Origin of the sequence: Corallococcus sp. CA054B (assembly GCF_003611625.1) — a bacterium.
In the GTDB taxonomy this organism is placed as follows: Bacteria; Myxococcota; Myxococcia; order Myxococcales; family Myxococcaceae; genus Corallococcus; species Corallococcus coralloides.
Genome location: NZ_RAVY01000114.1, coordinates 1 through 11,480 on the forward strand (window position 1 = coordinate 1; position 11,480 = coordinate 11,480).

An 11,480-nucleotide genomic window follows, 5' to 3' on the forward strand; every position below is an offset into this window, starting at 1 on the left:
CGACAAACGAGGTCTACACGAGCCTTATCGTCGGCAGCGTCAGATGTGTATAAGAGGCAGACCGGTGTGGGTGGATTCCCTCTTCTCGACAAGCCGGCGGGCATGGTTATGGGGAAGGGCATTGGCGCGTTCCCTCAGCGCCCGGAGGCCTTCATGTCCGCAGAGACCCACCCCCAGCGGGAAACCCATTCATTCCAGGCGGAGATCCAGCAGCTCTTGAGCCTGGTCATCAACTCGCTCTACAGCCACCAGGAGATCTTCCTGCGTGAGCTGGTGTCCAACGCGTCCGACGCGCTGGACAAGCTGCGCTTCCGCTCCATCACGGAGCCGGAGCTGCTCAAGGACGAGCCCGCGCTGGAGCTGAGAATCGTCCCCGACGCCGACAAGGGCACCCTCACCATCGAGGACACCGGCATCGGCATGACGCATGACGAACTGGTGAAGAACCTGGGCACCATCGCGCACTCCGGTTCGCGCGAGTTCCTCCAGGCGCTGGCGCAGAAGGGCAAGAACGACGTGCAGCTCATCGGCCAGTTCGGCGTGGGCTTCTACAGCGCGTACCTGGTGGCGGACCGCGTGGAGGTGGTGAGCCGCGCCGCGGGTGAGACGTCCGCGTGGAAGTGGGCCTCGGAGGCGCACGGCACGTTCACGGTGGAGCCGGCGGAGAAGGCCACGCGTGGCACCGCCATCACGCTGCACCTGAAGGCGGACCAGAAGGAGTTCCTGGACGAGTGGAAGCTGAAGCAGCTCATCACCCAGTACTCGGACTACGTGGGCCACCCCATCAAGCTCCAGGTGACCAAGCACGTGGGCAGCGGGGACACGCAGGCCACGGAAGCCGCGCTGGAGGTGGTGAACAAGGCGAGCGCCCTCTGGCAGCGCCCGAAGAGCGAAATCACGGACGAGCAGTACCAGGAGTTCTACAAGCACCTGACGCACGACTACGACAAGCCGCTGGCGTGGACGCACTTCAAGGCGGACGGCACGCAGCAGTTCACGGGCCTGCTCTTCGTGCCCAGGCACCCGCCGTTCGACCTGAACTCGCAGCAGCAGCGCGGCGTGCGGCTGTTCGTGAAGCGCGTGTTCATCATGGACCGCTGCGAGGACCTGGTGCCGCAGTGGCTGCGCTTCGTGCGCGGCGTCATCGACTCGGACGACCTGCCGCTCAACGTGTCGCGTGAGATGTTGCAGGACTCGGCGGTGGTGCGCGCCATCCGCAAGCACGTGGTGAAGAAGTCGCTGGACCTCCTGGAGAAGCTGGCCAAGGACAAGCCGGACGACTACCGCACGTTCTGGGAGTCCTTCGGCACGGTGGTGAAGGAAGGTCTGACGCTGGAGACGGAGTACCGCGAGAAGCTGGGCGCCCTGGTGCGCTACGAGTCCTCGCGCGAGGAGGGCCTCACGTCGCTGGCGGACTACGTGGGCCGCATGAAGGAGGGCCAGGAGGCCATCTACTACGTCTACGGCGAGAGCCGGAAGGCGGTGGCGGACAGCCCGCACCTGGAGGCGCTGAAGCAGCGCGGCTACGAGGTGCTCTTCATGACGGACCCGGTGGACGAGTGGGCCGCGCAGGGCCTGCGTGAGTTCCAGGGCAAGCCGCTGGTCTCCGCGCTCAACGCGGACCTGAAGCTCCAGTCCACGGAGGAGGAGAAGAAGGCGAAGGAGCAGCAGTCGGAAGGGCTCAAGGGCCTGACGGACAAGATGAAGGACGTGCTGAAGGAGGACGTGCGCGAGGTGCGCGTGTCGGACCGCCTCACGGACTCGCCGGTGTGCCTGGTGGTGTCGGAGGGCGGCACGCCGGCCTACCTGGAGCGCCTGCTCAAGGAGCGCGGCAAGGGGATGCCGCGCATCAAGCGCATCCTGGAGGTCAATCCCAAGCACCCGGTCATCGAGCACCTGCGCGGACTCCTCGCGAACGACCCGGCCGCGCCGCAGGTGGGCGAGTGGATTGAGCTGCTCCACGACCAGGCGCTGCTCACGGAAGGCAGCCCGCTGAGCGACCCGAACCGCTTCGCCCGGCGCATGACGGCGCTGCTCACGCAGGTGGCCACCCAGGTGCCGCCGCCCGCGGCCACCCCGGCGGCGACGCAGGCGCAGTCCACCTGAGCCAGGGCACGGCGGAGTTCACGACCCGTTCGTGAGCTCCGCCTTCTTCAGGTCCGCGAGCAGCGCTTCCCCGGTCCATGGGCGGCGCTGCCCCCCTTCCGCCTCGCGGATGAGCTCCACGAGCCGTGAGTTCACCGGTGCGGAGAGGCCGTGTTGGTGGGCCAGCCGGACCACCTCGCCGTTGAGGTAGTCCACTTCGGTCTTTCGCCCCGCATGCAGGTCGTCCCACATGGACGAGCGCGCCTTCGGGTCGATGGCCAGCATCTTCTTCGCCAGCACACCGAACACCGCGTCCGGCGAGCCCAGCAGCACGGGAATCCATCCCGGAGGCAGCGGCGTCAGCTTCGCGGGCTTCACCCCGGCACGCCCCAGCACCGCCAGCGCCTCGCCCTGCGCGAGCGCCAGGCACCGCCGCCACGCGCGCTGGGACAGCTCCTCCTTCAACGGCAGGTTCGCCAGCGCGTTGAGCGCGTTGTTGAGGTTGAACAGCAGCTTCGCCCACTGGACCGCGACGATGTCCGCGTGCTGTTTCAGCGCCAGCCCCGCGCGGGTGAAGGCCTCCACGAACGGCGCGAGCACCGCGTGCCGCTCCACCTCCAGCGTGCCCTCCGACCCCGCGTGGAAATGGCCCTGCCCCTGCGCCGCGACGTTGAAGGGCACCATCCCCGTGAGCACCGTGTGGCCCGGCAGCAGACCGCGCAGCACCGCCGCGTTGTGCAGTCCGTTCTGGAAGCTGATGACGACGGCTCCGGACTTGAGTCGCGGCGCGAGCGTCTGCCCCGCCTCCTCCGTCGCCGCGGACTTCACCGTGACGAGCACCAGGTCCGCCGTGGACAGCGCCTCCGGCCCCGTGTCGATGCGCACGTCCGCCGCGGGCACCTTCAGGTCCGCGCCCTGCCAGTCCGTCAGGTGCAGGCCGTGCGCACACACCTCCGCCACCACCCGCTCGCGGCCGATGAAGCGCACCGTCGCGCCCGTCGCGGCGAGCCGCCCGCCCACGTAACAGCCGATGCTGCCCGCGCCGAAGACGACCACCTCAGGAGTCGAAGCCATGGGCGCGCATTCTGACATGCACGCTCACGTCGCGGGCCACACCACGACGATGAGCACGTCCCACAGGGCATGGCTCACCCAGGCCGCGGCGGGCGTCCGGCGCCACTCGGCCAGCGCGCCCCAGGCGAGCGACGTGGGCAGCGCGGCCAGGGCCAGCAACGGCTCACCGAAGCCCAGCAGCACCACGCTCGACAGCACCGCCGACCCGGCGACCGCGCCCCACCGGCCCAGCCGGGGACGCAGCGCGCCCTGCACCCACCCGCGCCAGAACAACTCCTCCGCCGGAACGAGCAGCAGCACCAGGGCCAGCGCCGTCCCCAGCGACCCCGTGCCGAACGTCGAGTAGACGGATTGCAGCGGCTCGCAGAGCGCGTCGGTGAAGCCGCCGCAGAACGCCCACAGGAAGGCCCTCGCGCCCGCGTACAGCACCACCGCCTGGGCGCCCCCCCACGCGGCATCCGGAAGCGACAGGGAGGGAGGCGGCCTCCGCCAGGGGCCCATCGCCCGCCACGTCACCGCGAGCCAGAGGGCGCAGAAGGCGGAAGCGACGGCGAAGAAGCGCGGTGGATGCACGTGCACCAGCGCCGTCCAGGCCAGCACGCCGCCAGCGGCCGCGACCCGCCAGAGTGGCAGGGCCGAGTCACCGGCTGGCGGCGGTCCAACGGGAGAAGCAGTCATCGCGCGCGGCAGCGTACCCCGGCGCGATGGGGGCCGGCGGGCACGTTCACGCGTGCACCGCCGGCGGCGAAACGGACCTTCACATCACTACGGGAGGCACGCGCCGCTGCCCGCGCCGTCGCTCACGCACCGGTAGCCCGTGCGGCATGAGCCCTGGGTGTTGCCGCTCGACGGCGTGCAGGTCACGAAGCAGTAGGCGGTGACGCCCCGGTCGTTGCTGTAGCACTCCGAACCCGACGGGCAGCTGTCCGTCACGCAGCTCTGGGTGCAGTAGCCCCCCGGGAAGCTGGCGCCGGTGAGGCACTGGCCCCCCGTGCCGCACGCGCCGTTGGTGGTGCAGGCCTCACCGATGGTCGTCGTGGGCGTGTGGTCGTCGTCCGACTGGTAGGGCACCAGGGTGAAGCTGATGCCGCTGGTCGTCTTGCCCCGGGTGACCGTCACGGTCTCCACCTGGGTGGTGTCACGCCAGAAGCCCACGCGGTCGCCGTCGTCGAAGTAGTCCCCTTCGCCGGTGTCGTCGATGGACGCCAGCACCAGGTAGTCGCGCGGGGTCATCTTCAGGCTGTAGTTGTACCCACCGGACGCGGGCACCAGGGCGATGCCGTCGTCGTCGACCTGCACCTCGCCCGCCGCGTCCAGGTACGCGAACCCGATGACGGCGTCCTTCGTCTCCGTGGCGCCCACGCGGAACTTCACCAGCACCTGCGCCGTGCCCGCGCCCGACGCGCCGGTCAGGTCGATCTGCGCCACGTAGCTGCCCGGCGGCAGCGAGCCCGGGGTGACGCTCACGTTCAGCGCCGTGGACTTGTACGCGGGGACCGACAGCGAGCTGCTGGAGACGGACACCGCGGAGGCGTTGGCACCGGAGACGGCCACGCTCACCTGCAGCGTGCCACCGCCGTTGTTGCGCACCGTCAGCGCCTGCGACGACGCGCCGGTGAAGGACAGCTGCGTGGTGGTGATGGCCAGCTTCGGGGGCAGCGACGGGTCCCCGCCGCCCTTGGCGCGCAGCACGGCGGCGTACGCGTCCACCAGGCCCGCGCCGCAGCCCTCGGAGCACTGGCTCGTCGTGTCCGCGGTCTCCTTCAGGATGGCCTCCACGTCCGCCGTCGTGAGCGTGGGGTCCTGCGCCAGCATCAGCGCCACGATGCCCGCCACGTGCGGGGTGGCCATGCTGGTGCCCTGGTACCACTCATAGGAAGGCTGGTTGCTGCTGTTGGGCAGCGTGGACAGCACGCCGTCCGGGTAGCTGTCGCCGTTGCGGTCCTCGCTCGTCTGGCCACCGGCGGCCATCACGTCCACCTGCGTGCCGAAGTTGGAGTAGCTGGCCCGCTTGCCGTTGAAGCGCACCGCGCCCACGCAGATGACGTTCTGCTGGTTGCAGGGGAAGCTACTGGAGGTGTTCACGTTCTCGTTGCCCGCGGCCACCACAATGATGGCCCCGCGAGCGTTGGCCGCGTTGATGGCGGTCTGCATCTCCGCCGACGCGGAACCGTCGCCGCCCAGGCTCATGTTGATGACCCGCGCGGGCGTGGTGTTCGCCCGCACGCCGGGGACGCTGCCGCCGCTGGACCAGGTGATGCCCGCGATGATGTCCGCCAGCGAGCCGCCCTGCGTGCCCAGCACGCGCACCGGCAGGATGTTCCGGCCGGACCAGGTGACGCCCGCCACGCCCACGCCATTGTTGGACGACGCGCCAATGGTCCCCGCCACGTGCGTGCCGTGGAACGACGAGCCGCCGTTGGGCAGGTCCTTGCCGTTGTCCGTCGGGTCCGTGTCCACGCCATCGCCGTCGCCCGCGTTGGCCAGGCTGGAGATGAGGTCCACGCCCGGCAGCACGCGCGAGTTCAGGTCCGGATGCGACGTGATGCCGGTGTCCACCACCGCCACGACGATGGACTCGCTGCCCGTGCCCAGGTCCCAGGCCGCCGGCAGGTTCATGTTCTTGTAGTGCCACTGCCGCGAATAGAGCGGATCATTCGGCACGGCCAGCGCCCGCACCCGCATGTTGCTCTCCGCGTTCTTCACGCCCTGCACGGCCAGCACCTGGGAGAGCACGCGCACGTGCTCCGCCTGGGTGAGCGCGCGCACGTTGGGCGCGCCGCCGGACATCGCCTGCGGCTGGCTCACCTCGTAGCGCAGCAGGTGCTGCGTGTCGCTCAGGAAGGCCTGGTGCACGACGTGGTAGCCCGCGACGCGCGCCTGCGCGACGGCCTCCTCCGCGGACAGGCCCGGCGTGTCGAAGCGGATGATGAGCTCTCCCGGCAGCAGCGACGCCTCGTGCGTCAGCGGTTTGGTCGGGATGCCCGTGCGCCACACGCCCCGCGCAGCCAGGGCCTTGGAGACCTTCTGGGACAGGTTCTTCGCGCCCGGCAGGGAGAAGAACGCGTCCAGCGACGACCCGTCGTTCGCGGCGGCGGAGCCGGCCTGGAACGGCTGCAGGGAGCCCGAGATGGTCCCCTTCAGCGTGTCGGTGTCGTCATCATCGTCTTTGTTGTCGCCGGGACAGGCCGCGAGACCGAGCAATCCCAGGAGGGCGAGGCGGCGGAGCATGAACGGATTCCTTGGAAGAACGAGTGAGAGCGTCCGACCCTAGGTCCGCTGCGGGCAACGCGTCCAGCCGGCAGGAGCCCGGCTGGTCGGCCACCGCCCTCACACGAGGTGTTGTCTGGCAGGCAACGCGCTGCTTCGCGGGCAACAGGGAGGACTATCTCCCCAGGTCCTGCAACACCGCCTCCGCCGCGCGGCGCCCCGACGCGAGCGCTCCGTCGATGGATGCATTCTCACGGTGGTCTCCACACACATAGAGCCCCGCGGCCAGCCGCACGGGCCGGTGCGGTTCCACCAACGCGGACGGAGGCTGCGCGGGCAGGGCGTCCGGAATGACATACGTGCGCAGGTGCCGCCACGCGGACACCGCCGCGCCGAACCACTCCGTGAGCTGCGCACGCACGCGCGCCTCCAGTGAGTCCGCGCCGCCCGGGTCGTCCACCACCGACACGGACACCAGCGCCTGTCCCTGGGGCGCGTACGCGGCGGACACCTCGCTCATCACCGCCACGTTGTTCACCGGTCCGCGCCCCTCGCCGTCGAGCACGAGCCACGGCCCCTCCACCGGCGGCTCCGGCGCGGCGAAGTACAGGCACGTCACGCGGTTCATCCGGGGCGCGGGCATGCCCACGAGCAGCGACGCCGCATTGCCTGGATCCGTCGCCACCACCACGGCGTCCGCGTGCAGCAGCTCCCCGCCCGGCAGGAGCACGCGGTGACCCCATACCTCCTCCACCCTCACGCGCATCCGCAACGCGCCCGACGGCAGCTTCGCCGCCAACTGGTCGGGGATGGCGCCCATCCCCTGCGCGGGCACGGCCGCGGAGCCCGTCGCGAACATCCGGAACACGAACTCCAGCATCCGGCTGGACGTCGTCAGCCCCCGCTCCAGGAAGATGCCGCCCAGGAAGGGCGTGAAGAACGCTTCGAGCATCTCCTCGGTGAAGCCCAGGTCGAGCAGGAAGCGCCGCGACTCCTGCTGGGGCCGCTGCCACAAGTCCCCCAGCTCACCGGACGTGGCGTGCTGCCGCAGCTCCAGCACGCGCAGCTTGTCCGACAGGCCTCCCGGTGCGTCGAACAGATGCGACACCGCCGTGACGGGATGCCGCAGCGGGTCCGCCAGCGTGTGCAGCCGCCCACCCCGCCACACCTTCGCGCCGGGGATGAAGCGCTGGAGCGACAGGGCCTTCAGGTCCAGCACCCGCCGACCTTCCGGGTAGGCGGTGAGGTACACCTGGAAGCCGCGGTCCAGCAGGAACCCTTCGTGCGAGTCGGTGCGCACTCTGCCGCCCGGTGCGTCCCCTGCTTCCAGCACGTGCGCGTCCACGCGCGCCTCGAGCAGCGCCGTCGCGCACGCCAGGCCCGCGAGCCCCCCACCCACCACGATGACCCCGGGCCGCTTCGCCATGGTCCGCCTCCCGTCCGAGCGTGCGGACCCTGGCTTGATAACGCCAAGACGTGCAAGCGAGACTCTGGTTCGGTTGCGGGCACCCGACAGTTACGGCAAAGGTTGCCGTGTGCACGGTGCTCCAGGCACACCCACGCAGGCATCCGCCCGCGTGCCCTTCGGAGAGAAAGAGCAGGCGTTCCCCCATGTTGATCGTGATGCGCCCAGACGCGACGGCCCAGGACATCGAGCGAGTGAACGATGAGATCCGCCGCCGTGGCTGGCATCCGCACGCGATTGCAGGGGGCTCCCGCACCGCCATCGGCATCACCGGCAACCCGGGCGCGGTGGAGCCGGAGCCCTTCCGCGTGCTCCCCGGCGTCGCGGACGCGGTCGCCATCTCCCAGCCGTTCAAGCTGGTCAGCCGCGAGGTGAAGCCGGAGGACAGCCTGGTGCGCGTGGGCGACCTCACGCTCGGCGGCGCCGCCATCCACGTCATCGCCGGCCCCTGCTCCGTGGAGTCGCGCGAGCAGATCATCTCCACCGCGCAGGCCGTGAAGCAGGCGGGCGCCACCATGCTGCGCGGCGGCGCCTTCAAGCCCCGCACCAGCCCCTATGAGTTCCAGGGCCTCAAGGGTGACGGCCTGGCGCTGCTCGCGGAGGCGCGCAAGGAGACGGGCCTGCTGGTGACGACGGAGGTGAAGGACACGGCGACGCTGGACTCCGTCGCGCAGCACACCGACATCCTCCAGGTGGGCGCGCGCAACATGCAGAACTTCAGCCTGCTGGAGGCGGTGGGCGAGACGCGCAAGCCCGTCCTGCTCAAGCGCGGCATCAGCGCCACCATCAAGGAGCTGTTGATGGCGGCCGAGTACATCGTCGCGCGCGGCAACACCCAGGTCATCCTCTGCGAGCGGGGCATCCGCACGTTCGAGAACATGACGCGCAACACGCTGGATTTGAACGCGGTGCCCATGCTCAAGGCGCTCACGCACCTGCCGGTGTTCGTGGACCCGTCGCACGGCATCGGCGTGCGCAAGGCCGTCCCCGCGATGATGCGGGCCGCGGTCGCCGCGGGCGCGGACGGCCTCATCGTGGAGGTGCATCCGGATCCGCCGCGCGCCAGGTCGGACGGCTTCCAGTCGCTGGACTTCTCCGAGTTCGAGAAGGCCATGGGTGAAGTGCGGGCCATCGCCCAGGCGATGGGACGCGAAACGGTCAGGCTGGGATAGGCCATGACCCTCAAGGAAGCGCTGGGCAAGGTCGTGAGCCGGCGCGACCTCTCCCGCGAGGAGATGGCCTCCGTCATGGGCCAGATGCTCGCGGGCGAGGCATCCGCCGCGCAGATTGGCGCGCTGGCGGCCGCGCTGCGCATGAAGGGGGAGACCGAGGACGAGATCCTCGGCGCGGCGGAGGCCATGCGGGCCTGCGCGGCGAAGATTGCTCCCGTGGCGGAGGTGGTGCTCGACACCTGCGGTACGGGGGGGGATGGGGCGCACACCTTCAACATCTCCACCGCGGTGGCCTTCGTGGCCGCCGGGGCGGGGGCGACGGTGGCCAAGCACGGCAACCGCGCGGTCTCCAGCCGCTGCGGCAGCGCGGACGTGCTGGCGGCGCTGGGCGTGTCCATGGAGCGTGCGCACGCGCAGGTGGCGCGCGACATCGACGAGCACGGGGTGGGCTTCCTCTTCGCGCCTTCGCATCACAGTGCCCTGAGGCACGTGGCGCAGGCGCGCAGGGACCTGGGCTTCCACAGCGTGTTCAACCTGCTGGGGCCGCTGACGAACCCCGCGGGAGCGCGCTACCAGTTGCTGGGCACGTTCGACCGGCAGCGCGTGGAGCAGACCGCGCGGGTGCTGGGGCGCCTGGGCAGCCGGCGCGCGTGGGTGGTGCACGGGCACGACGGGCTGGATGAGATTTCGCCCTGCGCGCCCACGGAGGTCGCGGAGCTGTGCGCGGACGGCACCGTGCGCCGCTTCACCGTGACGCCGGAGGACGCGGGCCTGACGATGGTGCCCCGTGAGTCCATCGCGGGAGGCGACGCGGAGGAGAACGCGAAGCGCCTGCGCGCGCTGCTCGCGGGAGAGCGCGACGGCGTGCGCACGGCGGTGCTGCTCAACGCGGCCGCCGCGCTGCTCATCGTGGGGCTGGTGGACACCCTGAAGGAGGGCGTGAAGCGGGCAGAGCACGCCATCGACTCCGGGGCCGCCGAACGCAAGCTCGCGGCGCTCATCCAGAGGGTCGCGGCATGACGACCTCCTCTTCGGCCGCGAAGCCCGTGGAAGCACCGGGCACGCTGGACGTCATCATGGCGCGCAAGCGCCGGGAGCTGGGCACCCGCCCTCCTCCCACGCACGGCGCGCATCCCCCGACGCGGGACTTCGCCCAGGCGCTGGTGCGGCGCGTGCCCGGACATCCGGTCAACGTCATCGCGGAGGTGAAGCGCAAGAGCCCCTCGGGCGGCGCCTTCCCGCACGCGGACGTGGTCGCGGTGGCCCGCTCCTATGAGGCCGCCGGCGCCTGCGCCATCAGCGTGCTCACGGACGGGCCGGACTTCGGCGGCAGCCTGGAGGACCTGGTCGCGGTCCGCGCCGCCGTCTCCATCCCCGTGCTGCGCAAGGACTTCCTCGTCGCCGCCAGCGAGGTGGAGGAAAGCGCGGCCTGGGGCGCGGACGCGGTGCTGCTCATCGCGGACGCGCTCGGAGACACGGAGCTCCGGGAGATGATCGCCGCCGCGAAGCAGGTGCGCGTGGCCGCGCTCGTGGAGGCCCACACGGAGGCGCACGCCGAACGCGCGCTCGCCGCGGGCGCGAGCATCATCGGCCTCAACAACCGCAACCTGGCCACGCTGAAGACGGACACCGGCACGGCGCTCCGGGTGATGCCCGCGCTGCGCTCCCGGTCCACCGCCCTGGTCGCGGAGAGCGGCCTCAAGCACCTGGCGGACCTCACCGCCGCGCGCGACGCGGGCGCCAACGCCGTGCTCGTGGGCGAGTCCCTCCTGCGCGACGCGGACCCCGGCCGGGCCCTGCGCCGGCTGCTCGGCCTGGAAGGCGGCGGGACATGAAGGTCCTGGTGAAGGTCTGCGGCGTGACGCGCGTCGAGGACGCCAGGGGCGTCTGGGCGGCGGGCGTGGACGCGATGGGACTCAACTTCCATCCGGGCTCTCCCCGCTTCGTGGACCTGGCCAGGGCGGCGAGCATCGCGCGCACTCGGCCCCCGCTGGCCTCGATGGTGGGCGTCTTCGTCAACGCGAAGCCGGAGGACATCCGGGTGCGCGTGCGCGAGTGCGGCCTCACCGCCGTGCAGCTCCACGGCGACGAGTCCCCCGAGGACTGCTCCGGCTACGGCGTGCCCGTCATCAAGGCGCTGCGCGTGCGAGGGCCGGACGACGTGGAGAAGGCCCGAAGCTACGTGGGCGTGGGCGACGTGGCGGGGCTGCTCCTGGATGGCGCGGCCCCGGGCTACGGCGGCGGCGGCGTCACCTTCGACTGGTCGCTGGTGAAGCAGCTGTCGGACTGCGGCCTGCCGGTGCTGGTGGCGGGCGGCCTCAAGCCTTCCAACGTGGCCGAGGCCGTGAGGGCCACCCGGCCCTACGGTGTGGACGTGGCCAGCGGAGTCGAATCCTCCCCTGGCATCAAGGACCTGGACGCGGTGCGCGCCTTCGTGCGCACGGTCCAGTCCCTCAACCCCTGAGGAGTCGTGC

The 11,480-nt window shown here is 70.9% G+C and carries 9 protein-coding genes; 5 read left to right on the plus strand and 4 right to left on the minus strand.

Annotated elements, in window-relative coordinates:
* The first annotated feature begins 153 nt into the window (after positions 1–153).
* A complete protein-coding gene (gene htpG / locus D7V80_RS25000; RefSeq protein ID WP_120590578.1) occupies positions 154–2,106 on the plus strand; it encodes a molecular chaperone HtpG in 1,953 nt (650 codons plus the stop codon).
* Between the two features lie 18 nt (positions 2,107–2,124).
* Here htpG and D7V80_RS25005 read toward each other — a convergent pair whose 3' ends face one another.
* The 4 genes from D7V80_RS25005 to D7V80_RS25020 all read right to left on the minus strand — a co-directional run bounded on the left by D7V80_RS25005 (position 2,125) and on the right by D7V80_RS25020 (position 7,795).
* Positions 2,125–3,159, minus strand: coding sequence for a 2-dehydropantoate 2-reductase (locus tag D7V80_RS25005; RefSeq protein WP_120590559.1), 1,035 nt, complete (start codon positions 3,157–3,159; stop codon positions 2,125–2,127).
* Between the two features lie 24 nt (positions 3,160–3,183).
* Positions 3,184–3,837 carry a CPBP family intramembrane glutamic endopeptidase gene (locus tag D7V80_RS25010; RefSeq protein ID WP_233585699.1) on the minus strand — a complete coding sequence of 218 codons (654 nt, stop codon included), beginning with the start codon at positions 3,835–3,837 and terminating at the stop codon, positions 3,184–3,186.
* A gap of 87 nt (positions 3,838–3,924) precedes the next feature.
* Positions 3,925–6,390, minus strand: coding sequence for a S8 family peptidase (locus D7V80_RS25015; RefSeq protein ID WP_120590561.1), 2,466 nt, complete (start codon positions 6,388–6,390; stop codon positions 3,925–3,927).
* Positions 6,391–6,544: 154 nt separating this feature from the next.
* Positions 6,545–7,795, minus strand: a complete 1,251-nt coding sequence (locus tag D7V80_RS25020) for an NAD(P)/FAD-dependent oxidoreductase (protein ID WP_120590562.1) — start codon at positions 7,793–7,795, stop codon at positions 6,545–6,547.
* Between the two features lie 185 nt (positions 7,796–7,980).
* Between D7V80_RS25020 and aroF the strand changes: the two genes are divergently transcribed.
* The 4 genes from aroF to D7V80_RS25040 are packed head-to-tail and all read left to right on the plus strand — an operon-like array spanning position 7,981 to position 11,470.
* On the plus strand, positions 7,981–9,006 hold the full coding sequence (gene aroF / locus D7V80_RS25025) for a 3-deoxy-7-phosphoheptulonate synthase (protein ID WP_014399377.1): 1,026 nt from the start codon (positions 7,981–7,983) through the stop codon (positions 9,004–9,006).
* Between the two features lie 3 nt (positions 9,007–9,009).
* Positions 9,010–10,026, plus strand: coding sequence for an anthranilate phosphoribosyltransferase (trpD, locus tag D7V80_RS25030; protein WP_120590563.1), 1,017 nt, complete (start codon positions 9,010–9,012; stop codon positions 10,024–10,026).
* Positions 10,023–10,841 (plus strand): indole-3-glycerol phosphate synthase TrpC, encoded by an 819-nt coding sequence (locus D7V80_RS25035; protein ID WP_120590564.1) that lies wholly within the window; start codon positions 10,023–10,025, stop codon positions 10,839–10,841. Before trpD ends, D7V80_RS25035 begins: the two co-directional genes overlap by 4 nt.
* The gene (locus D7V80_RS25040; RefSeq protein WP_120590565.1) at positions 10,838–11,470 is read left to right on the plus strand and encodes a phosphoribosylanthranilate isomerase; all 633 of its coding nucleotides are present in this window, start codon (positions 10,838–10,840) and stop codon (positions 11,468–11,470) included. Before D7V80_RS25035 ends, D7V80_RS25040 begins: the two co-directional genes overlap by 4 nt.
* Positions 11,471–11,480 lie beyond the last annotated feature (10 nt).

Excerpts from the sequence above, each read along its gene's own strand:
- htpG (WP_120590578.1), top strand. The coding sequence starts at position 154 with ATGTCCGCAGAGACCCACCCCCAGCGGGAAACCCATTCATTCCAGGCG.
- D7V80_RS25005 (WP_120590559.1), bottom strand. The coding sequence starts at position 3,159 with ATGGCTTCGACTCCTGAGGTGGTCGTCTTCGGCGCGGGCAGCATCGGC.
- D7V80_RS25010 (WP_233585699.1), bottom strand. The coding sequence starts at position 3,837 with ATGACTGCTTCTCCCGTTGGACCGCCGCCAGCCGGTGACTCGGCCCTG.
- D7V80_RS25015 (WP_120590561.1), bottom strand. The coding sequence starts at position 6,390 with ATGCTCCGCCGCCTCGCCCTCCTGGGATTGCTCGGTCTCGCGGCCTGT.
- D7V80_RS25020 (WP_120590562.1), bottom strand. The coding sequence starts at position 7,795 with ATGGCGAAGCGGCCCGGGGTCATCGTGGTGGGTGGGGGGCTCGCGGGC.
- aroF (WP_014399377.1), top strand. The coding sequence starts at position 7,981 with ATGTTGATCGTGATGCGCCCAGACGCGACGGCCCAGGACATCGAGCGA.
- trpD (WP_120590563.1), top strand. The coding sequence starts at position 9,010 with ATGACCCTCAAGGAAGCGCTGGGCAAGGTCGTGAGCCGGCGCGACCTC.
- D7V80_RS25035 (WP_120590564.1), top strand. The coding sequence starts at position 10,023 with ATGACGACCTCCTCTTCGGCCGCGAAGCCCGTGGAAGCACCGGGCACG.
- D7V80_RS25040 (WP_120590565.1), top strand. The coding sequence starts at position 10,838 with ATGAAGGTCCTGGTGAAGGTCTGCGGCGTGACGCGCGTCGAGGACGCC.